The 20,413-nt window shown below is 58.9% G+C and carries 19 protein-coding genes; 8 read left to right on the forward strand and 11 right to left on the reverse strand.

From position 1 onward, the window contains the following. Positions 1–28 precede the first annotated feature (28 nt). A complete protein-coding gene (locus QOM10_RS15505; protein WP_103302453.1) occupies positions 29–808 on the forward strand; it encodes a TSUP family transporter in 780 nt (259 codons plus the stop codon). Here the strand turns inward: QOM10_RS15505 and nudC are convergent. The 4 genes from nudC to QOM10_RS15525 form a co-directional block, all read right to left on the reverse strand. Next, positions 776–1,606 carry an NAD(+) diphosphatase gene (nudC, locus tag QOM10_RS15510; RefSeq protein WP_150776608.1) on the reverse strand — a complete coding sequence of 277 codons (831 nt, stop codon included), beginning with the start codon at positions 1,604–1,606 and terminating at the stop codon, positions 776–778. The genes QOM10_RS15505 and nudC overlap by 33 nt on opposite strands. 6 nt (positions 1,607–1,612) lie before the next feature. Continuing rightward, positions 1,613–2,425, reverse strand: a complete 813-nt coding sequence (locus tag QOM10_RS15515) for a crotonase/enoyl-CoA hydratase family protein (RefSeq protein ID WP_316916437.1) — start codon at positions 2,423–2,425, stop codon at positions 1,613–1,615. A gap of 203 nt (positions 2,426–2,628) precedes the next feature. Then, a complete protein-coding gene (locus QOM10_RS15520; protein ID WP_127927822.1) occupies positions 2,629–3,552 on the reverse strand; it encodes a magnesium transporter CorA family protein in 924 nt (307 codons plus the stop codon). Between the two features lie 7 nt (positions 3,553–3,559). Then, the gene (locus tag QOM10_RS15525; protein ID WP_127927824.1) at positions 3,560–5,134 is read right to left on the reverse strand and encodes a RimK family protein; all 1,575 of its coding nucleotides are present in this window, start codon (positions 5,132–5,134) and stop codon (positions 3,560–3,562) included. Between the two features lie 92 nt (positions 5,135–5,226). Between QOM10_RS15525 and QOM10_RS15530 the strand changes: the two genes are divergently transcribed. Further along, entirely contained in the window at positions 5,227–6,327 is a 1,101-nt protein-coding gene (locus QOM10_RS15530) for a peptidase C39 family protein (protein WP_316916438.1), read from the forward strand. 108 nt (positions 6,328–6,435) lie between these two features. On the opposite strand, the gene QOM10_RS15535 is transcribed toward QOM10_RS15530, so the two are convergent. Beyond that, the gene (locus QOM10_RS15535; protein ID WP_316916439.1) at positions 6,436–7,590 is read right to left on the reverse strand and encodes a PQQ-dependent sugar dehydrogenase; all 1,155 of its coding nucleotides are present in this window, start codon (positions 7,588–7,590) and stop codon (positions 6,436–6,438) included. A 53-nt stretch (positions 7,591–7,643) separates the two neighbouring features. Beyond that, positions 7,644–7,964, reverse strand: coding sequence for a hypothetical protein (locus QOM10_RS15540; RefSeq protein WP_150649440.1), 321 nt, complete (start codon positions 7,962–7,964; stop codon positions 7,644–7,646). Positions 7,965–8,154: 190 nt separating this feature from the next. Here QOM10_RS15540 and QOM10_RS15545 point away from each other — a divergent pair, with 190 nt between their 5' ends. Further along, the gene (locus QOM10_RS15545; protein WP_127927832.1) at positions 8,155–9,021 is read left to right on the forward strand and encodes a Ku protein; all 867 of its coding nucleotides are present in this window, start codon (positions 8,155–8,157) and stop codon (positions 9,019–9,021) included. A gap of 164 nt (positions 9,022–9,185) precedes the next feature. Here QOM10_RS15545 and lpxO read toward each other — a convergent pair whose 3' ends face one another. After that, complete coding sequence (gene lpxO, locus QOM10_RS15550; RefSeq protein ID WP_316916440.1) at positions 9,186–10,085, reverse strand: lipid A hydroxylase LpxO; 900 nt, start codon at positions 10,083–10,085, stop codon at positions 9,186–9,188. 376 nt (positions 10,086–10,461) lie between these two features. On the opposite strand from lpxO, the gene QOM10_RS15555 reads away from it, so the two are divergent. Further along, positions 10,462–12,048: an ABC-F family ATPase gene (locus QOM10_RS15555; protein WP_077572769.1), complete on the forward strand. Its 1,587-nt coding sequence runs from the start codon at positions 10,462–10,464 to the stop codon at positions 12,046–12,048. Positions 12,049–12,329: 281 nt separating this feature from the next. After that, entirely contained in the window at positions 12,330–13,517 is a 1,188-nt protein-coding gene (locus QOM10_RS15560) for an MFS transporter (RefSeq protein ID WP_316916441.1), read from the forward strand. A 135-nt stretch (positions 13,518–13,652) separates the two neighbouring features. Here the strand turns inward: QOM10_RS15560 and QOM10_RS15565 are convergent, their stop codons facing one another. Beyond that, complete coding sequence (locus QOM10_RS15565; protein ID WP_316916442.1) at positions 13,653–14,690, reverse strand: dienelactone hydrolase; 1,038 nt, start codon at positions 14,688–14,690, stop codon at positions 13,653–13,655. Between the two features lie 236 nt (positions 14,691–14,926). Continuing rightward, on the reverse strand, positions 14,927–15,538 hold the full coding sequence (locus QOM10_RS15570; protein ID WP_150751328.1) for an FMN-dependent NADH-azoreductase: 612 nt from the start codon (positions 15,536–15,538) through the stop codon (positions 14,927–14,929). Between the two features lie 126 nt (positions 15,539–15,664). On the opposite strand from QOM10_RS15570, the gene QOM10_RS15575 reads away from it, so the two are divergent. Both QOM10_RS15575 and QOM10_RS15580 read left to right on the forward strand, forming a co-directional pair. After that, a complete protein-coding gene (locus QOM10_RS15575; RefSeq protein WP_127927842.1) occupies positions 15,665–16,573 on the forward strand; it encodes a LysR substrate-binding domain-containing protein in 909 nt (302 codons plus the stop codon). After that, positions 16,570–16,929, forward strand: coding sequence for an MmcQ/YjbR family DNA-binding protein (locus QOM10_RS15580; RefSeq protein WP_127927844.1), 360 nt, complete (start codon positions 16,570–16,572; stop codon positions 16,927–16,929). The genes QOM10_RS15575 and QOM10_RS15580 overlap by 4 nt, the downstream gene beginning before the upstream one ends. Positions 16,930–17,050: 121 nt before the next feature. On the opposite strand, the gene QOM10_RS15585 is transcribed toward QOM10_RS15580, so the two are convergent. Beyond that, positions 17,051–17,479, reverse strand: coding sequence for a DUF1294 domain-containing protein (locus tag QOM10_RS15585; protein WP_316916443.1), 429 nt, complete (start codon positions 17,477–17,479; stop codon positions 17,051–17,053). Then, positions 17,476–18,306, reverse strand: a complete 831-nt coding sequence (locus QOM10_RS15590; protein ID WP_127927848.1) for an undecaprenyl-diphosphate phosphatase — start codon at positions 18,304–18,306, stop codon at positions 17,476–17,478. Before QOM10_RS15590 ends, QOM10_RS15585 begins: the two co-directional genes overlap by 4 nt. Positions 18,307–18,610: 304 nt before the next feature. On the opposite strand from QOM10_RS15590, the gene QOM10_RS15595 reads away from it, so the two are divergent. After that, positions 18,611–20,245 carry a methyl-accepting chemotaxis protein gene (locus tag QOM10_RS15595; protein ID WP_127927850.1) on the forward strand — a complete coding sequence of 545 codons (1,635 nt, stop codon included), beginning with the start codon at positions 18,611–18,613 and terminating at the stop codon, positions 20,243–20,245. The last annotated feature ends 168 nt before the right edge of the window (positions 20,246–20,413 follow it).

Consider the following 20,413-nt stretch of genomic DNA (forward strand, 5'->3'; position numbering starts at 1 on the left):
TCTGCGCCCTGCCGAATAAGCCGATTCCATGCCTTTCGAACTCAGCGTTGACCTCACCACCCTGGCCATTCTGGCCCTCGTCGCTTTCATTGCCGGTTTCATCGATGCCATCGCTGGCGGTGGCGGTCTGTTGACCACACCGGCCCTGCTGACGGCTGGCCTACCGCCGCACCTGGTGCTGGGCACCAACAAGTTGAGTTCGACTTTCGGTTCGGCCACCGCCAGTTTCACCTTCTACCGCCGCAAGCTGTTCCACCCTCGGCAATGGGTGCACGCCATCGTCGGCACACTGGTCGGCGCACTGACTGGCGCCATCGTCGCCCATTACCTGCCGGCCGAATGGCTGAACAAGATGCTTCCGGTAATCGTCTTCGCCTGCGGCCTGTATCTATTGTTCGGCGGCACGCCAAAAGCACCGCTGGACAGCGATGCGCCGATCAAAAAGAAATGGCAGTCGACCCAGGGCTTCAGCCTCGGCTTCTACGACGGCGTGGCGGGTCCGGGCACCGGCGCGTTCTGGACAGTCAGCAGTCTGCTGCTTTACCCGATCGACCTGGTCAAGGCCAGCGGCGTAGCGCGCAGCATGAACTTCGTCAGCAACATTGCGGCGCTGTCGGTGTTCGTGTTTTCCGGGCAGGTGGACTGGATCATCGGCCTGAGCATGGGCCTGTCGGTGATGGTCGGCGCGTTCTTTGGCGCGCGCACCGCAATCAGCGGTGGCGCCAAATTCATTCGCCCGGTGTTCATCACCGTGGTGCTGGGTTTGACCGTGCGGCTAGCCTGGCAGCACTGGTTCAGCGTGGCCTAAGCGCCGCGCCACATAGACGTCGATCAGGTAACGGGCAATCGACTTGGACGCCGGCAACGGCGGCAGGTCGTGCACGTTGAACCACTGGGCGTCTTCGATCTCGTCTTCCTGACAGACAATCTCGCCGCCGGCATATTCGGCATGGAAGCCGAGCATCATCGAATGCGGGAACGGCCAGCACTGGCTGCCCATGTACTGAATGTTCTGCACCTCGATCTGCACTTCCTCGCGCACTTCCCGAATCAGGCAATCCTCGGCCGACTCGCCCGGCTCGGCAAACCCGGCCAGCGTGCTGTACACCCCGGTAACGAAGCGCGGTGAGCGCGCCAGCAGAATCTCGTCGCCACGGGTGATCAGCACGATCATGCTCGGCGAAATACGCGGATAACTGCGCAAGTCGCACGGCTGGCAATACATTGCTCGCTCGCGCGGCACCTGGGTCATCGCCTGGCCGCAATTGCCGCAGAAGCGATGCTCCCGCGCCCAGGTGCCGATCTGCGCGGCATACCCAAGCACTTTGTAGATCGTGTGATCGCCGTCGAGCATGAACGCCCGCAGGCCTTTCCAGTTACAACCCGACACTTCGCTGGCACTGCGCAATTCCAGCAAGTACACCGGCTCGCCATCGAGATGGCCGATGCCGTGCTCGGCGAGGATCGACAAGTCCTGACGCTTGAGCCATTCACGTGGGAACAGCGCGCCGTTGTCGTCGAACAAAAAGCCTTCCGGGCTGCGCGCCACGGCCCAGCCGCCGGGTTGATCGGTGTCCAGTACTGCAGTGGTCCAGCGAGATGTCATGGTTTCTCAGTCCAGAAATTCGGGTTTCTGTTTGCTCATATGGGCGGCCATGGCCACGCGCAAGTCGGTGGATTGCAACATGGCGGCGTTCCAGGTGGCAACGTATTCGAGGCCGTCGTCGATGCGATGGTCGCGCATGTAGCTGATCATTTCCTTGGTGCCGGTGACCGCAATCGGTGACTTCGAAGCGATCTCGCGAGCGATGTCCAGCACGCCCTCGAGCAGCGTGTCTTTGTCGCTGTAGACGCGGTTGACCAGGCCAATTCTGCGCGCCTCGTCAGCGCCGAAAGTGCGACCGGTGTAAGCCAGCTCACGCAGCATGCCGTCACCGATGATCCGTGGCAACCGTTGCAAAGTGCCAACATCGGCGGCCATGCCGATATCGATTTCCTTGATCGAGAATTGCGCGTCTTCGGCGGCGTAGCGCATGTCGCAGGCAGCGATCAGATCGATGGCGCCACCCAGGCAGTAACCCTGAATGGCGGCGAGCACCGGTTTGCGGCAGTTATCGACGGCGTTGAACGAGGCTTGCAGGGTCAGAATCTTGCGACGCAGCAGGCGCGCATTGCGGCCGACATCCTTGCCCAGTTCATTGGCGACGCCGGCGAGCATCATCAGGTCGATGCCGGAGGAAAAGTGTTTGCCGTTGCCACTGAGCACTACCACGCGCACTTCGTCGGTGTCGTCGATCCACTGGAAGATCTCGACGATCTCGCTCCAGAACGCGGCGTTCATCGCGTTGATCTTTTCCGGGCGATTGATCTGCACATGGGCGATGTTGTCGGCCAGTTCGACGCTGAAGGCGGAGTATTGAGTCATGGCAGTGATCCTTTACCGGGCTGAAAATGAGGCCCGAACTATAACAAGGCATCACGGTGGCGGTTCGGCCAAATGCGGGACTGTCCTGAATTTTACTTTGCCTGTGCCGGCCTCTTCGCGAGCAGGCTCGCTCCCACAGGGGAATGCATTTCAAAATGTGGGAGCGAGCCTGCTCGCGAAGGCGCCGGATCAGACAACCTGATTCATCGAGCCAATCGCCGCAGCCCAAACAACATCCCCCCCGCCCCCAGCAACATCGCCGCCAGAAACAGCGGATAGGAAACCCACCACGGCGTCCCCGCCGTCATCATGCTGAACTCCGACATGCCGCCAATACTGGCAATCAGGTTCAACGGCAGAAACACCACGTTGATCAACGTCAGCTTGCGCAGCAGGTTGTTCATGCTGTTGTTCATCAGATTGCCACGCGCATCGATCAGTCCGGAAAACACCGTGGAGTAGATCTCTGCCTGCTTGTAGCACTGGTTGTTTTCGATGATCAGGTCGTCGATCAGGCCGATCGCCTCACTGCCGAAATGCTGCTTCTCGGCATGATTGCGCAGGCGCGTGAGGACCGCGCCGTTGCTGTGTAGCGCGTTGATGTAATAGATCAGGCTTTCGCTGAGGTTGAACATCTGCACCAGATGCTGGTTCTGCATCGAGGCGTTGAATTTCTGCTGCAACTCGCGGGCGACCAGTTTGATCACCTTCAAGTGCCCGAGGTAGTGATGGATGTTGTTGAACAGCAGATCGAGCAAGACATCCAGCGGCGTATTCAGCGGCTGGCGAGTGCCGAGGCCGTGCAGCGGTGTGTCGTCGGTGGCGATCACCAGCAATTGCCCCGGCGCGAACAGCAATCCGCAGGACGACACCTCAAATGCCAGCGTGCCGCCACCGGAATAGTTTTCCGGACGCTTCCAGATCAGGAACAGATGGTCGGGATGGAACTCGATGCGCGAGACCTCGTCCGGGTCCAGCGCTGACGCCAGTGCATGCTCATCGACCTTGAAATGACTGTGCAGCAAATCGCGCTCGGCAGCATCAGGGTTGCTGAACAGCATGACCTCGGCGTCCAGCCGCTCTACCCGCTGCAAAGCGCCGTGGCTCAGTGCAAAGCTGTTGATCATCGGCGCCTCACCAGGCCTGACCGCGACGTTTGAGTTCCAGACGGCGCACGAACTCTTCCAGCACCAGTGAATACAGATCGTCGTGCAAATAAGCGTCTTCGATGCCGGCGTCGAGGTTGGGGTTGTCGTTGACTTCGATCACCACGACTTTGTCGCCCGCCTGTTTCAAATCGACACCGTAAAGGCCGTCGCCGATCAGGTTGGCAGTCTTCACCGCCAGTTCCACCACCGCACGCGGCGCCTCGTGGATTGCCATCGTTCGGCATTCGCCGTTGACGTCCTGGCCTTTGGCCTTGTGGTTGTAGATTTGCCAGTGGCCCTTGGACATGAAGTATTGGCAGGCGAAGATCGGTTTGCGGTTGAGTACACCGATGCGCCAGTCGTATTCGGTGTAGAAAAACTCCTGGGCCAGCAGCAACACCGAGTGTTCGAACAGTTCGGCGGTGGCTTCGAGCAAAGCCTGCTGGCTTTCGACCTTGATCACGCCACGGGAAAAGCAACCGTCGGGAATTTTCAGCACCAGCGGAAAACCAAGGCGCTCGCCCACGCGCTCGAAGTCTTCGGGTCGCTCCTTGTAGAGGATCTCGGTGGCGGGCATGCCCAGTTGATGGCTGTTGAGCAGATCGGTCAGATAGACCTTGTTGGTGCAGCGCAAGATCGATGTCGGGTCATCCATCACCACCAATCCTTCGCTCTCGGCTTTCTTGGCAAAGCGATAGGTGTGATTGTCGACGCTGGTGGTCTCACGGATCAGCAAGCCGTCGTACTCGGCCAGACGTGCGTAATCCTTGCGTTCAATCAGCTCAACATCGATGCCCATGGTTTTGCCGACCCGGACGAAATTCGCCAGTGCCTTGGCGTTGGACGGCGGCAGGGCTTCTTGCGGATCGTGCAGAATCGCCAGGTCGTAGCGCGCCACTTGCGGAGAACGCGGTACTCGCCAGACTTTACGGCTGAAACCGTCCAGCGCATTGGCGAACTGATCTTCCTGATCATCGCGCAACTTGTGCAAAGCGCCAGACTTTATCCCTTCGATGTGCCAGCCGTTAGTTCGACGAAACTCAACTAACAGAATCGGACAGGGAAATACTTCAAACAACTGCCGGGCCAGATCCTGTAAGGGCTCGATATGGGTTCGGCCAAAATACAGGGTCAGGGTAAAACCTTCGGTATCACTGTAGAGGTGATGACTGAGGGCTTTTTCCAGGGTTTTATCGAGATCATCCAGAGCCAGACCGTACAGTGATTTTTTCGTCAGTTCGCTGATGGTGCGCACCGACGGAATCACCTTGTGCCCTCGTGCTTCGGCCAGCAACGAGCAGTAGTAGCCATGGCCCAGGTACTTGTAGCTGCGGCACAGATTGATCACCTGCACGCGTTTTCCCGACTCGCTGTCACAGCTGTGTTCGAGGTATTCCTGGGCGGTCACGATGTCTTCGCTGGGGAAGTATGAAGCCCAGTCTTCCTTGCGCTCGACAATAATTACAACCTGGCTGGATGCTTTGATCGCCGAGTTTAAATAAGTTGCCGCCGGCAAACTTTGCTCGGATACTTCGCGCCAATGACCCTGTACCGCTGACATAGAGATTGATCCGTTGGAGAACAAGACCTTTTCTATTAAGCACGAAGTTTTTCGAAAGTCTCGTTTCGTTACGCAACTTTTACGGTGGTCATATGAAGGCTGTTTTTCGTTTGGCGGTAGTTGAAGACTTGCCGGCGCTGCTGGCACTGGAAATGCAATGTTTCACCACGGACCGGCTCACCAGCCGCAGCTTTCAGTGGATGATCACCCGCGCTCACGGGCGGTTACTGGTGGCCGAGTCCAACGGTCAATTGCTGGGTTACGCGCTGGTGTTGTTCCATCGCGGCACTTCACTCGCGCGGCTGTATTCCATCGCACTCGCCGTCGAGGCGCGCGGCACCGGCCTGAGCAAACAATTGCTGCAACGCATTGAGGCGCTGGCGCTCGAACACGACTGCGCGTATCTGCGCCTGGAGGTTCGCTTAGACAATCCCGCCGCGATTGCGCTGTATGAACGCAATGGCTACCGGCGCTTTGCACTGATTCACGATTACTACGAAGACCACGCGGATGCGCTGCGCCTGGAAAAACGCATTCTTCAGCACCGCGACTCGCGCAGCATCAAGGTGCCCTACTACCGGCAAACCACTGATTTCACCTGCGGCCCGGCATGTCTGCTGATGGCCATGGGCGCACTGCAATCTGAACGCTTGCTGGAGCGGCGCGAAGAATTGCAGATCTGGCGTGAGGCGACCACGGTGTTCATGACCTCCGGCCATGGCGGTTGCAGCCCGCAGGGATTGGCGTTGGCGGCGTGGCGTCGAGGCTACAAGGTGGGTTTGCAACTAAGCCTGGCCGGGCCATTGTTTCTCGACGGTGTGCGGGATGCGCATAAAAAAGACGTCATGCGCCTGGTACACGAAGAGTTCACCGCGCAATTGCAGGAGACCGATGTTGAGTGTTTGATCGGTGCGTCTCTGGATCTGCCGCGACTGCTGGCTGCCGGCGGGCAGCCGCTGGTGCTGATCAGCAGCTATCGGCTGACCCGTTCCAAATCGCCGCACTGGGTGGTCGTGACCGATTGCGACGAAGATTTCGTTTACCTGCACGACCCGGATGTCGATCACAGCCAGCATCGACAGCCCATGGATTGCCAGCATGTACCGGTGAGCCATGGCGAGTTCGAGAAAATGTGCCGGTTTGGCCGGGGCAAATTGCGTGCTGCGGTGGTGCTGTATTCCCGCGAAACGTGAGAACCCACCTGTAGGAGCTGCCGCAGGCTGCGATCCTTTGATTTTGAAAAACAAGATCAAAAGATCGCAGCCTCGTTGCACTCGACAGCTCCTACAGGAGGATCGTCTTTAAAGCGCGGGCTTCAGGCCGATCTTGTACAGCGAACCCTTCTCCTCATCGGTCAGCACATACAAATAGCCATCAGGACCTTGCCGCACATCGCGAATCCGCTGATTCAGTTCACCGAGCAAGCGCTCTTCGTGCACAACCTTGTCGCCATCGAACTGCAAACGAATCAATTCCTGAGTCACCAAGGCTCCGATAAACGCATTGTGCTGCCACGGTTTGAAGCGATCGGCATCGTAGAACGCCATACCGGTGACGCCCGGCGACTTCTCCCAGACATGGTGCGGCGCGACCGTGCCTTCGGCGGTTTTACCCTGGGCTTCCGGGATCGGCTGCATCGAGTAATTGATGCCGTGGGTCGCCAGTGGCCAGCCGTAGTTCTTGCCGCGTTCGATGATGTTCACCTCATCGCCACCGCGCGGGCCGTGTTCGTTCTCCCACAACGTACCCGTCCAAGGATTGAGCGCTGCACCCTGCGGGTTGCGCAGGCCGTAGGCCCAGATCTCGGGACGGACGCCAGACTGACCAACAAAGGGGTTGTCATCCGGCACCTTGCCGTCCGGGTAGATGCGCACGACCTTGCCTTGCAACTTGTCGAGATCCTGCGCCGTTGGCCGGTCGTTGTTCTCACCCAGGGTGATGAACAGATAGCCGTCGCGGTCAAACACCAGCCGCGAACCGAAATGATTGCCGACCGAAAGTTTCGGTTCCTGACGGAAGATCACTTTGAAATCCTTCAGCGTCTTCAAGTCATCCGAAAGCCGACCGCGCCCGACGGCGGTGCCGGCCTTGTCACCGGCACCACCGCCTTCGGCATACGACAGATAGACCAGGCGATCCTCTTTGAAATCCGGCGACAGCACGACATCCAGCAACCCGCCCTGCCCTTTGGCCCAGACCTGTGGCACGCCGGAGATCGGCGCCGACAGTTTGCCGTCAGCGCCCACCACACGCAGATTGCCGGGACGCTCAGTGACCAGCATGCCTTGGCGATCCGGTAGAAACGCCAGTGCCCACGGATGCTCGAGCCCCGCGGAAATGGTCGTGACTTCGAGGGTGCCCTGTTCGCTTTGCAGCTCTTTAGGGGCGGCGGCGAATATCGGAGCGCTGATCAGCGCTCCGGCACACAGTGTGGCTAGAAGAGTTTTACGCAACATGCACGATTCCTTTTGTTCGTTTGCAATGGCCGGCAGAACCTCAGTCCTGCCGCTCAACGGTTGCTGTCTCCGCTGCGCGAAGGTGGATTGGGAATGAACGTGGGTGGTGTGCCCGGCACCGAGCGGATCGGCTGGCCGTTGCCAATGCCTCGGTTCTCGACCGTAGGCTGACGTGGCGTCGGTACAGTGTTCGGCCCCCGAATGGGCGGAGCGCTGGGCTGGGTGCCCTGCATGCTGTTGGGGTTGGCCCGGCGGATCGGGCTGTTGTAGGGGTTGTTGCTGTTGCCGGTAGGGCTTTGCGCCAACAGGACGTCGGCATGAACCAGACCGCCACTGAGGGTCAGGACGACGATGCCAAGCAGAATTCGGTTCATGACGCTGCCTCTCGATGGGGCCGGGGATAGAGCCTTCGAGTCCACGCTACGCCGAGGGTTCGGATTTGTTAACCCACAAGCCTTAAACAACATGTAACACGACTTGACCGAGTCCCCGAAACCCCGTGCATTCCGGGGAAACTTTCAGTCACAGCCACAGGTCATCCGATCATCACTCGGAGAACTCACCATGGCTCGGGCAATCTGGAAAGGCGCAATCAGTTTCGGACTGGTGCACATCCCTGTCGCACTGGTCTCGGCGACGTCGTCGCAGGGCGTCGATTTCGATTGGCTAGACAGCCGCAGCATGGATCCCGTCGGTTATAAACGGGTCAACAAGGTCACCGGCAAGGAAGTCACCAAGGAGCACATCGTCAAAGGCGTGGCCTATGAAAAAGGCCGCTATGTGGTGCTCAGCGAAGAAGAAATCCGCTCGGCGCACCCGGTTTCAACGCAGACCATCGACATCTTTTCCTTTGTCGACGCCGAGCAGATTCCCTTGCAAAACATCGACACGCCTTACTACCTGGCGCCGGACAAGCGTGGCGGCAAGGTCTACGCGTTGCTGCGCGAAACCCTGAGTAAAACCAACAAGGTCGCCCTCGCCCGCGTGGTCCTGCATACGCGCCAATACCTGGCGGCGTTGATGCCGCTGGATTCTGCCTTGGTGCTGGTGAAGTTACGCTGGCCGCAAGAGGTGCGCAGCCTCGATGAACTGGAACTGGGCAGCGAAGTGACCAAACCGCAGTTGGCCAAGGGTGAGCTGGACATGGCCAAACGGCTGGTGCAGGACATGAGCGCGGACTGGAAGCCCGAGGATTACAAGGATGAGTTCGAAGACAAGATCATGGCCCTGGTCGAGAAAAAGGCCCATGAAGGCAAGATCGAGGATGTCGAAACGGTGGGTGGCGAGGAAGAACGCAAAACTGCTGATGTGATCGACTTGACCGAGCTGCTCAAACGCAGTCTGGGCGGGAAAGCGCCGGCGAAGCCAAAAGCGAAGGCCGCCACCAAGGCTGCGCCAGCCAAGAGGACAAAGAAGGCCTCTGGTGAATGACAATCCAAGGATCGTCAGGCAACTGACAGGTTGTATTTGAGAGAGTCATCGCTAGCAGGCTAGCTCCCACAGGGTTCTGAGTCGAATGCAAAAATTGCTATCACTCAAGACTAAAGTGGGAGCGAGCCTGCTCGCGAAGGGGCCAGCCAAACCAATGCAAAAATTCAGATCAGAATGAAGATCGCCAGCAAACCACCGAAGATCGCCCACTTTTCCATGTAGTAACGCTTGCGATTGCGTTTTTTCAGCTCTTTACCACGCAGGCGAATCTTGTAGATCCGGGTAAACAAACGGTTGATCCCGCCAGTACGGTCGCCAGCATCGTTCGGTGCACCTGCCGCCGACATAACGGTATGGCTGAACCAGGCGTTGAACGCTGAGGCCCAGCGGTACTTCATCGGCCGCTCGATGTCGCAGAACAGGATGATGCGGTTCTTGTCAGTGGTGTTTTCGGCGTAATGAATAAACGTCTCGTCGAACATCACCGCTTCGCCGTCACGCCAGTGGTAGCTCTCACCATCGACGTTGATATAGCAGCCAGCGTCGTTCGGTGTGTCCAGGCCCAGGTGATAACGATAGGAGCCCGCATAGGGATCACGATGACGCACCAGCTTCGAACCCGGTGGCAGCTCGGCAAACATCGCGGCCTTGATCGAACCGATGTTCTGCACCAGCTCGGTGGTGCGCGGGCACAGCTTCATGGCCGACGGATGGCTCTCGCCGTACCACTTCAGGTAGAAACGCTTCCAGCCACTCTTGAAGAAGGAGTTGAAGCCAACATCGTCGTACTGGTTAGAGCGCTTGATCTCGCCGGCACGCAGCAGGTTCTGCCCTTCCTCGCGGATTTCCTCCCAGTGCGCCTGTAGCGGGCTCAAGTCGGGAAAATCAGCCGGGTCGAGGTAAGGCTTGTTCGGCTTTTTCGAGAACAGATACAAGAAGCAGTTGATCGGCGCGAGGAACGTCGAATGGTCGCTGAGCTGTCGGCCGAGTTTGTGGCGCACACGGCCACGAAGATGAACGTATGCAATTGAAATGACATAAATAGCAGCAATGATGAGTTTCACGGAAATCGTCACACGTCAGAAGTGAACAAACTGCGCGCCGGCGGCCTGAAGCCCCGCGTCTTAAGCAGTGGTCTGAATACACATGGCACGTCCTTGGCCCGCGCCGTTACCGGACGCTCGGTGAAAGGTGGCATTTTAGCCACAGTTTGTAACCGATAGTGAACCTTCATCTGTGAAAAACTGTCCCGCGATCATGCCAATCGGCGATCGTGGCGTCTTCGCCCTATCGTTTAAAGAGCCAGACCAGTACAATCGCCGCCAAACTTTACGCGCCCCCTTGGTTGATGTCGGGATTCTCCCGCTTCAGCGCACTTTGACTCGGGCCGAGCGCTCCAGCCGCACCTCGCTTTTTAAGAATGCTTCGCAGGAATAACTCTTGATTTCTACAGCTAACATCACGATGCAGTTCGGCGCCAAGCCGCTCTTCGAAAACGTTTCGGTCAAATTCGGCGCGGGCAATCGCTACGGCCTGATCGGCGCCAACGGTTGCGGCAAGTCGACCTTCATGAAAATCCTCGGCGGTGACCTCGACCCGTCCGGTGGTCAGGTCATGCTCGAGCCGAACGTGCGTTTGGGTAAATTGCGCCAGGACCAGTTCGCCTACGAAGAATTCACCGTGATCGACACCGTGATCATGGGTCACGAGGAGCTGTGGAAGGTCAAGGCCGAGCGCGATCGCATCTACTCGCTGCCGGAAATGAGCGAAGAAGACGGCATGGCCGTGGCCGAGCTGGAAACCGAATTCGCCGAAATGGACGGCTACACCGCCGAATCCCGCGCCGGTGAACTGTTGCTGGGCCTGGGTATCGGCATCGAGCAGCACTTCGGCCCGATGAGCGAAGTTTCGCCGGGCTGGAAACTGCGCGTGTTGCTGGCGCAGGCACTGTTCTCCGATCCGGAAGTGCTGTTGCTCGACGAACCGACCAACCACCTGGACATCAACACCATTCGCTGGCTGGAAAACGTGCTGACCCAGCGTAACAGCCTGATGATCATCATCTCTCACGACCGTCACTTCCTGAACAGCGTGTGCACGCACATGGCTGACCTGGATTACGGCGAGCTGCGTCTGTTCCCGGGCAACTACGACGAGTACATGACCGTGGCGACCCAGTCGCGCGAGCAACTGCTGTCGGACAACGCCAAGAAGAAAGCGCAGATTTCCGAGCTGCAATCGTTCGTCAGCCGCTTCTCGGCCAACGCCTCGAAAGCCAAGCAGGCCACTTCCCGCGCCAAGGCGATCGACAAGATCCAGCTGGCCGAGGTCAAGCCTTCGAGCCGCGTGAGCCCGTTCATCCGCTTCGATCAGAACAAGAAGCTGCACCGCCAGGCGGTCATCGTCGAGAAAATGGCCAAAGGCTTCGACGGCAAACCACTGTTCAAAGACTTCAGCTTCCAGGTTGAAGCCGGCGAGCGCGTGGCGATCATCGGCCCGAACGGTATCGGTAAAACCACCCTGCTGCGCACCCTGGTCAATGAACTGACCCCGGACGCCGGCGCCATCAAGTGGACCGACGCCGCGGAACTGGGCTACTACGCTCAGGACCACGCGCACGACTTCGAAGACGACGTTACCCTGTTCGACTGGATGGGTCAGTGGACTCAGGGCGAGCAGATGATTCGCGGTACCTTGGGCCGCATGCTGTTCTCCAACGACGAGATCCTCAAGTCGGTCAAAGTGATTTCCGGTGGTGAGCAAGGTCGCATGCTGTTCGGCAAGCTGATCCTGCAAAAGCCGAACGTGCTGATCATGGACGAACCGACCAACCACCTGGACATGGAATCGATCGAGGCGCTGAACCTGGCGCTGGAAAACTACCCGGGCACGCTGATCTTCGTCAGCCACGACCGTGAGTTCGTATCGTCCCTGGCCACGCGCATCATCGAGCTGAGCCCGGATGGCGTGACTGACTTCAGCGGCACTTACGATGACTACCTGCGTAGTCAGGGTGTTGTGTTCTAAACAGCAGCTTCTAGTGTTGAGCTGCTAGCTTCAAGCTAAAGCCCTGTCCATGTGACGGGGCTTTTTGCATTTCAGGGTGAGGGATTTGCTGGTGCGGCTACCTTCGCGAGCAGGCTCGCTCCCACAAGGGGAATGCATTCCAAGGGTGGGAGCGAGCCTGCTCGCGAAGGGGCCATCAGCAGCTACATCAATCCTCAGGGAAAATAGTTAGCCTGCTTTCTTTTGTATGACGCTCAAGCCATGATGCGAACTCTCCCACCGCCGCCCGCGAACGAGTCCTCATGTCTGCGCAGCAACTGCCACCGCAAAGCTCCATGGCGATCACCCTGCAGATCGTCTCCATCGTTTTCTACACTTTTATTGCGTTCCTCTGCATCGGTTTGCCGATCGCAGTTTTGCCCGGTTATGTGCACGAACAATTGGGTTTCAGCGCGGTCATCGCCGGGCTGGTGATTGGCTCGCAATATCTGGCCACCCTGCTCAGCCGGCCGATGGCCGGGCGCATGTCGGATACGCTCGGCACCAAACGGGCGATCATTTATGGCTTGTGGGGGATTGTCCTCAGCGGCTTGCTGACGCTGGTCTCTACGCTGCTACAAGACTTTGCGCTGACCAGCCTGATCATCTTGATTATCGGGCGTTTGCTGCTCGGCATCGCGCAAGGGCTGATTGGCGTTGGCACGATCAGTTGGTGCATGGGCCAGGTCGGCGTCGAACACACCGCAAAATCCATTGGCTGGAACGGCATCGCTTCCTATGGCGCGATTGCCATTGGTGCGCCGCTGGGTGTGGTAATGGTCGCCGATTACGGTTTCACCAGCCTCGGCATCGCGCTAGCGGTCCTTGCGGCCGGCGCACTGCTGCTGATCCGCAATAAACCGTCGGTGCCGGTGATCCGTGGCGAACGGCTGCCATTCTGGGCGGTGTTCGGACGGATTGCCCCGTATGGCGCCAGCCTGACCCTCGCCTCGATCGGCTACGGCACGCTGACCACGTTTATCACCCTTTATTACCTTAATCGCGGCTGGAGCGGCGCGGCGTATTGCCTGACAGTGTTCGGCGTATGTTTCATTCTGTCGCGGCTGCTGTTTATTTCGGCGATCAGCCGTTTCGGCGGCTTCAAATCGGCGATCGCCTGCATGACCATCGAAACCGTCGGGCTGCTGATGTTGTGGCTGGCACCGTCCACCGCTTTCGCTTTGATCGGCGCGGGACTGGCGGGGTTTGGCCTGTCGCTGGTGTACCCGGCGCTGGGCGTTGAGGCGATCAAGCAGGTGCCCAGTTCCAGTCGCGGTTCGGGCTTGGGCGCTTACGCGGTGTTCTTCGATCTGGCGCTGGCGATTGCCGGGCCGCTGATGGGCGCGGTGGCGTTGAATCTGGGGTATTCGTGGATATTCTTCAGTGCGGCGCTGTTGTCGGTGATCGGGCTGGGCCTGACCCTGCTGCTCCAGCGCCGGGCGATTTCCTGAATCATCGACGCAAAACCAATGTGGGAGCGAGCTTGCTCGCGAAGGCGGCGAGTCAGTCAGCACATGTATTGACTGACACTACGCCTTCGCGAGCAAGCTCGCTCCCACAGTTGCTGCGGTGCTGCGGGGATCGGGTTATTGATCCGCGGTTTGCATGCCGGCCCGGGTGGGTTTGCCCAGCGTGTGCGAGAAGAAGCGCCCGGCTTCGGAGATGAGGTTGCGGTGGATATCCTCGCGATCCACCCCATCAGCATCGGTACACAACGTCGGCATCGCGCGAATCTGCTCTTCATTGCACGGCGCCATAAAGACGAAGTGCCCTGCCCCTGCCAGTAATTTGAAGTCCGGCGCTGTCGGCAGTTTGCGCGCCAGCGCGGCAGCGTTCTTGTCGAAAGCCACCAGTTTGTCACCGTCGCCGCTGTAGAGCAGCACCGGCACATGCACATCAGCCAGGGTGTGTCGGCCGAACTTCAGGCTCAGCGGCGCCATCAGCAGCAACGCATGCACGCGCGGATCGGCCACCGGTTGCAGGTCATCGCGATCGACGATCAATTCACCCTGCGTATTGCAGGCGTCACGATCATCCGGACGTTCCTGGCAATAACGACGCAGGCGATCGAGGTCCGGTTGCGCCCCGGACAGAATCAACGCCGTCTCGCCGCCCGCCGAATAACCGATCACGCCCACCTGTTCGGCATTGACGTACGGCGCGAGCATGCGGTCGCCGAGGGTTGCAGTGATCGCTTCGGAAATCTGGATCGGCCGCCCGTACAGATTGCTCAGGGTACCGAGTCGGCTGTGGTCTTTGGAGTTGTCACCGGGGTGAATCACCGCCACCACGACAAAGCCTTTGCGTGCCAGCGAGGTGGCAAGGTCGTGCAGCGCCAGGGGCGTGCCGGTGTTGCCGTGGGAGAGCATCAACATCGGAAAGCGGCCGATGGCGACTTTGGTGTCTTCGCCGGCCTCGACTGAGTAGCCCTCGAGCAGGCTCATGTGTTCGCGATCGCTGGAGGGATAAAACGCGATGGCGCGCATCGGTTGCAGATCCAAAGGATCGAGGAAGGTCATCTCGTGATAGCCGACGCTCCACACAGGGTGTCGCCCAGGCGCAGCATGCACTGTGTTAAGGCTGCCAAGCAGGCAAATCAGTAACGTTGCACAAAGACGCATCATGGGATGCCCCACCCTGTTGTTACTCAATCGAAAGATCCGTTGCGTGGCGGGCCAGAACCACCGGGGATTCGGTGTTTCGGTACGACATTGCACTCAGATGCTGATTGTCTGACTGCATAACCCGGGCCAGATTATGTAACAGTCAGAAACAAAAAACTCCGTATTCGCCCCTTGCGGAACCAGAATACAGAGTTTTTCGGGTGTTACCTGAACATCAGCTGTTCTTTACGCAAGCCTTACGCCGCGGCGAACAATTGCTCGCTGATTTTTGCTTGCGCAGCGGTCATCGCGTTGTTGCGCACTTCTTCGCCATACGCCAGACCTTCGGCGCGGACGATTTCGATGTCGGTGATGCCGAGGAAGCCCAGAACCAGCTTCAGGTATTCTTCGTGAGCGATGCCGCTGGCCTGACCGGCATGGATACCGCCGGAGGTCGAAACGATCACCACTTTCTTGCCACCGCACAGGCCTTCAGGGCCGGCTTCGGTATAACGGAAGGTCTGACCGGCAACCGCAACGCGATCGATCCACGCCTTGAGTTGAGTCGGTACGGTGAAGTTGTACATCGGCGCTGCAATCACTACGGCGTCGGCAGCAATGAATTCGGCCAGGGTCGAAGCGCTCAGTTCGGCTTCGTGCTGTTGTGCGGCGTTGCGCAGTTCAGCGGTGGTACCGGCGGCGACCAGTGTGGTCGACGAGAAGTGGCTGATGGCGTCGGTGGCCAGGTCGCGGTAGGTCACGACAGCGCTTGGCTCGGCGGTTTGCCAGGCTTTGACGACTTCGCTGCTCAACTGACGGGAAGCCGAGTTGTCGCCCAGAATGCTCGAATCGATATGCAGCAGTTTCATGTGGAATCTCCTGGAATGAATCGCCGGTGGCGACGGAATGGAGACAATCCTACGCAAGAAACCAATGGATGATTAGCCGCCTGAAATGCGATAGTTTGTCCCATTTATAGAACAGTGGATTTCCCTATGCAAGACCTCAACGATCTTTACTATTTCGCCAAAGTCGTCGAGGCCGGCGGGTTCGCGGCGGCCGGGCGCTTGCTGGGCATTCCCAAGTCACGACTGTCACGGCGCATAGCCGAACTGGAAGAACGCCTCGGCGCGCGTTTGCTGCAACGCACCACCCGACAACTCAACCTCACGGCGGTGGGTGAACGCTATCTGCGTCACTGTCAGGCGATGTTGCTGGAAGCAGAAATGGCCGATGAGGCCGTGGCGAGCATGTCCAGCGAGCCGCGCGGCCGTTTGCGGGTCTCCTGCCCCACCGGTCTGGCCCGGGAAATGTTGCCGTGGGTCATCAGCGAATTTTTAGGCAAATTTCCGCAGGTGCAACTGGAAGTGGTATTGCTCAATCGCCGGGTCGATCTGGTCGGCGAAGGTTTTGATGTCGCGCTGCGTGTGCGCGAGCACGGTGACGAAGATCCGTTGTTGGTGACCCGGCGTTTGCGCCAGGCGCAAATGGTCGTGGTGGCCAGTCCGGCATTTATCGATGGGCAAACGATCAACCATCCGCAAGACCTCAAAAGCCTGCCCGTGCTCGGCGCGCTGGAGGCGGATCGCATGGTGCATGTGCGCTTGCTCGATCAGCAAGGCCACAGCTTTGAACTGAACATGGAAGCGCGCCTGGGCATCGATGACTTTATTGTGCGCAAAGCCTGCGTGCTGGCGGGTCAGGGTTTTACTTTGCTGCCGATGATGTACTGCGAAGAGGAACTGAGAAACGGCACCCTGGTGCAATTGCTGCCAGAGTGGTCGCTGCCCGGCGGCTGGCTGCAAGCGGTGTATCCGCATCGGCGCGGGGTGATGCCGGCGGTGCGCGCGTGGATCGATCATCTGGTCGAGTCGTTCAATGCCTGTGGGGAGCGGTTGTTATGAGCAAGGGAAAGATGAGCGAAGCCGATGTCGCGGCGTTCTGCCTGGCATTGCCGGGCGCTCGGGAAGATTACAAATGGGGTGGCGTGCGGGTGTTTTCGATTGCCGGCAACAAGATGTTTGCCTTGCAGGGACTGCGCGGTGATTCGCTGGCATTCAAGGTCGACAAGGATCTGTTTCTCGGCCATTGCGACCGCCCGGGGATTCACCCTGCGCCGTATCTGGCGCGGGCGCAGTGGATCATCATGCACCCGCCCTACCCGCTGGGTGCTGAGGAGTTACGCGGGTTGTTGCAGCGCTCGCACCAGTTGGTGGTGAGCAAGTTGCCGAAAAAGACCCAGGTGGGATTATTGCTCTAACCCCAATCCCCCCTGTGGGAGCGAGCCTGCTCGCGAAAGCGGACTTTCATTCAACGATGATGTTGTCTGACACGGCCTCTTCGCGAGCAGGCTCGCTCCCACATTGGTTTTTTGCAGTTCTTTAGAACAGCGTCAGCAGATTCGAGCCAAGAAACAACTGGTCGATCCAGAACACTTGGTGCAGCACGACAATCACCCAGAACAGAATCTGAAACGACACCTTGCGCGTCTTGTGCCGGAACACTTGCTGGGCGATCAACGCGCCCGGCCAGCCGCCCGCCAGCTCTACGGCATGCAGGATGTTCTCCGGGGTGCGCCAGACATCGGCGCGCGCCTTGCGCTTATCGGCCCAATACATGAAGAACGCCAGCACACTGACGATCCCGTAAGCGGCCAGCGGCACCAGCGAAATCCCGCGCAGCCACATCGACAACGAGCCGAACAGCGGCAGCGCGCAGACGATCAGCAGAACCAGCAGTTTCAATTTCAGGTGCTGAATGTTGCCGCCCGAAGGTCGCCCTTCGGGCCGGCGTGCGCGGGAATCACTCATGGTTTGGCCGCCGCCCAGTCGATCCAGCCAAACTGCCACGTCGCCAGAATCACCAGACCAAACACGATCCGATACCAGGCGAACGCCGCGTAGCTGTGGCTGGCGATGAACTTGAGCAAGCCGCGCACGGCGATCATGGCGAAGATGAACGCCGTGACAAAACCGATGGCGAACACCGGGAAGTCTGCCGGTACAAACAGATCGCGGTACTTGTAGCCCGAGTAAACCGCCGCACCGACCATGGTCGGCATGGCGAGGAAGAACGAAAACTCGGTGGCGGTCTTGCGCGACAGGCCGAACAGCAACCCGCCAATGATCGTCGAGCCAGAGCGCGAGGTGCCAGGAATCATCGCCAGACACTGGGCGAAGCCGACTTTCAAGGCATCTTTCCAGGTGATCTCGTCGACCGTTTCGGCGTGCACTTCATGCTGACGTTTTTCCGCCCACAACATGATGATGCCGCCCACCACCAGTGCTGTCGCAACGGTAATCGGGTTGAACAGGTATTCGTGGATCAGGTCGGCAAAGATCACGCCCAGCACCACCGCGGGCAGAAACGCGATCAGCAGGTTGGCGGTAAAACGCCGTGCGCTAGGCTGCGTCGGCAAACCGATGACCACATCGAAGATCTTGCGTCGAAACTCCCAGACCACCGCGAGAATCGCGCCGAGCTGGATGATGATATTGAACGCCATGGCTCGTTCGCCGCCGAATTCGAGCAAGTCGGCAACAATGATCTGGTGTCCGGTACTGGAAATGGGCAAAAACTCCGTCAGCCCTTCTACAACTCCTAGTATCAGTGCCTGCAAGGCCGTCCAAAGATCCATCAATCCCCCAAAGAGCGATGCGCGCCGGCATGCCCCGATAGTATTTTTTTACGTTCACTGCGATCAGCGTAGCTGGTTGTGGCTGTACCGATTCCGCGCGCACAGGATCCACACGAAACGGTCAAAATTCCGTGAAATATCAATTTGGATTCAGGTTTTCACGCGCGGGGCCGAAATCCTAACAGACAAGCCTTAATAGCGCTGCCGCGTTATACGACTTGGGTCGCGTATGCCCGCTCACGAAATCGTGGTTGGATGCTGGCGGTCGTTTATTACAAGAAAAAGAATCCGGAGTGACAGCGTTATGAACAGCTTGCGCAGTGTGTCGATCAGCCGACGCTTGTGGCTCATCTTGATTGTGGCGGTGGTCATGTTGCTGACCTTGGGCGTGTTGATGCTCAAGCAGATCCACGACGACCTGTATCACGCCAAGGCTCAGAAAACCCAGCACGTGGTACAGACGGCCAGCGGCCTGCTGACCTATTACCACGACCTCGAAACCGCCGGCACTTTGAGCAAAGACGCGGCGCAGAAGCAGGCGCTGACGGCGATTCGCGGCCTGCGCTACGACCAGAGCGATTATTTCTGGATCAACGACCTCACGCCCGTGATGGTCATGCACCCGACCAATCCGAAACTCGAAGGCCAGAACCTCTCGGCGATCCGCGATCCGGACGGCTTTGCGGTGTTCAACGAAATGGTTGCCATCGCCAAGGCCAAAGGTGCCGGCATGGTCGACTACCGTTGGCCGAAACCCGGCGCCAGTGAGCCGGTGGCCAAGACTTCCTACGTCAAACTGTTCGAACCTTGGGGCTGGGTGCTTGGCTCCGGGGTTTATGTCGATGATGTGCAGGCGGAATTCCAGGGCCAAATGATCAAGGCTTCGGTCATCGGCTTGGCGATTGCGCTGATCATGGCGCTGCTGGTGATCCTGATCGCACGCAGCATTGTGCGTCCGCTGCAAGAAACCGTGAACGCCATGGCCAACATTGCCAGTGGTGAAAGCGACCTGACCCGCAGTCTCGATACCCATGGCAAGGATGAAGTCACCGAGCTTGCGCATCACTTCAACGCCTTCACCGCCAAACTGCGACGGGTGATCGGCGATTTGCAGGTGTCGGCCAGCGCCTTGGGTCAATCGTCCAGTGAACTGGGCAACGACGCCTCGCAGGCCCAGCAACGCAGCCAGCAGCAATCGCAGCAGATGGAACTGGTGGCCACGGCGATCAACGAAGTGACCTATGGCGTGCAAGATGTGGCGAAGAACGCCGAGCATGCCGCCGCCGAAATGCGTGACGCCGAAGCGCAGGCGCAACAGGGCCAGATCAACATCGACGGCAGCTTGCAGCAGATCGACAAGCTGTCCGGCACCATCGATCAAGCGGTTGAAGTGATTCGCACCCTGGCGGCCGAAAGCACCCAGATCGGTAGCGTGCTGGAAGTGATCCGCTCGATTGCCGAACAGACCAACCTGCTCGCACTCAACGCCGCGATTGAAGCCGCCCGTGCCGGTGAACAAGGTCGGGGGTTTGCCGTAGTCGCGGATGAAGTGCGCTTGTTGGCGCAGCGCACGCAGAAGTCGACAGCGGAAATCCAGTCGATGATCGAGCGCCTGCAGAACCATTCCGAGGCGGCCGTGAAGGTGATCGGTGACAGCAGCAAGGCGTCGCAATTGACCATTGAACAAGCCGGGCTGGCCGGTGCCAGTCTGAATGCCATCGGCCAGGCGCTGCGCAATCTCAATGGCCTGAATGCGTCGATTGCCAGCGCTACGTTGCAGCAGGCGCATGTGGTCGAGGACATCAATCAGAACGTGACGCAGGCTGCTGGCCTCTCGCACAGCACGGCGATCGCGGCCGAGCAGTCGAGTGCCGCCAGCCTGCGCCTCGGCCAGTTGAGCGAACAACTCAACGCCCTCCTGCGCCAGTTCCGCGTCTGACCCGTGTAACTCTGGTGAGCCCACCCCTCACCCCAGCCCTCTCCCCGAGGAGAGGGGGCCGACCGAGGTGTCTCAAGCTATACGTCGACCTGAAAAATCGAGTCGATTATGGATTCAACGCAGAAAGACCAGGTCGGCGTATCTCGAACATCCAACTTGGTCAGTCCC

Source organism: Pseudomonas sp. P108 (genome assembly GCF_032613195.1).
Classification (GTDB): Bacteria; Pseudomonadota; Gammaproteobacteria; order Pseudomonadales; family Pseudomonadaceae; genus Aquipseudomonas.

Excerpts from the sequence above, each read along its gene's own strand:
- QOM10_RS15505 (WP_103302453.1), top strand. The coding sequence starts at position 29 with ATGCCTTTCGAACTCAGCGTTGACCTCACCACCCTGGCCATTCTGGCC.
- nudC (WP_150776608.1), bottom strand. The coding sequence starts at position 1,606 with ATGACATCTCGCTGGACCACTGCAGTACTGGACACCGATCAACCCGGC.
- QOM10_RS15515 (WP_316916437.1), bottom strand. The coding sequence starts at position 2,425 with ATGACTCAATACTCCGCCTTCAGCGTCGAACTGGCCGACAACATCGCC.
- QOM10_RS15520 (WP_127927822.1), bottom strand. The coding sequence starts at position 3,552 with ATGATCAACAGCTTTGCACTGAGCCACGGCGCTTTGCAGCGGGTAGAG.
- QOM10_RS15525 (WP_127927824.1), bottom strand. The coding sequence starts at position 5,134 with ATGTCAGCGGTACAGGGTCATTGGCGCGAAGTATCCGAGCAAAGTTTG.
- QOM10_RS15530 (WP_316916438.1), top strand. The coding sequence starts at position 5,227 with ATGAAGGCTGTTTTTCGTTTGGCGGTAGTTGAAGACTTGCCGGCGCTG.
- QOM10_RS15535 (WP_316916439.1), bottom strand. The coding sequence starts at position 7,590 with ATGTTGCGTAAAACTCTTCTAGCCACACTGTGTGCCGGAGCGCTGATC.
- QOM10_RS15540 (WP_150649440.1), bottom strand. The coding sequence starts at position 7,964 with ATGAACCGAATTCTGCTTGGCATCGTCGTCCTGACCCTCAGTGGCGGT.
- QOM10_RS15545 (WP_127927832.1), top strand. The coding sequence starts at position 8,155 with ATGGCTCGGGCAATCTGGAAAGGCGCAATCAGTTTCGGACTGGTGCAC.
- QOM10_RS15560 (WP_316916441.1), top strand. The coding sequence starts at position 12,330 with ATGTCTGCGCAGCAACTGCCACCGCAAAGCTCCATGGCGATCACCCTG.
- QOM10_RS15565 (WP_316916442.1), bottom strand. The coding sequence starts at position 14,690 with ATGATGCGTCTTTGTGCAACGTTACTGATTTGCCTGCTTGGCAGCCTT.
- QOM10_RS15570 (WP_150751328.1), bottom strand. The coding sequence starts at position 15,538 with ATGAAACTGCTGCATATCGATTCGAGCATTCTGGGCGACAACTCGGCT.
- QOM10_RS15575 (WP_127927842.1), top strand. The coding sequence starts at position 15,665 with ATGCAAGACCTCAACGATCTTTACTATTTCGCCAAAGTCGTCGAGGCC.
- QOM10_RS15580 (WP_127927844.1), top strand. The coding sequence starts at position 16,570 with ATGAGCAAGGGAAAGATGAGCGAAGCCGATGTCGCGGCGTTCTGCCTG.
- QOM10_RS15585 (WP_316916443.1), bottom strand. The coding sequence starts at position 17,479 with ATGAGTGATTCCCGCGCACGCCGGCCCGAAGGGCGACCTTCGGGCGGC.
- QOM10_RS15590 (WP_127927848.1), bottom strand. The coding sequence starts at position 18,306 with ATGGATCTTTGGACGGCCTTGCAGGCACTGATACTAGGAGTTGTAGAA.
- QOM10_RS15595 (WP_127927850.1), top strand. The coding sequence starts at position 18,611 with ATGAACAGCTTGCGCAGTGTGTCGATCAGCCGACGCTTGTGGCTCATC.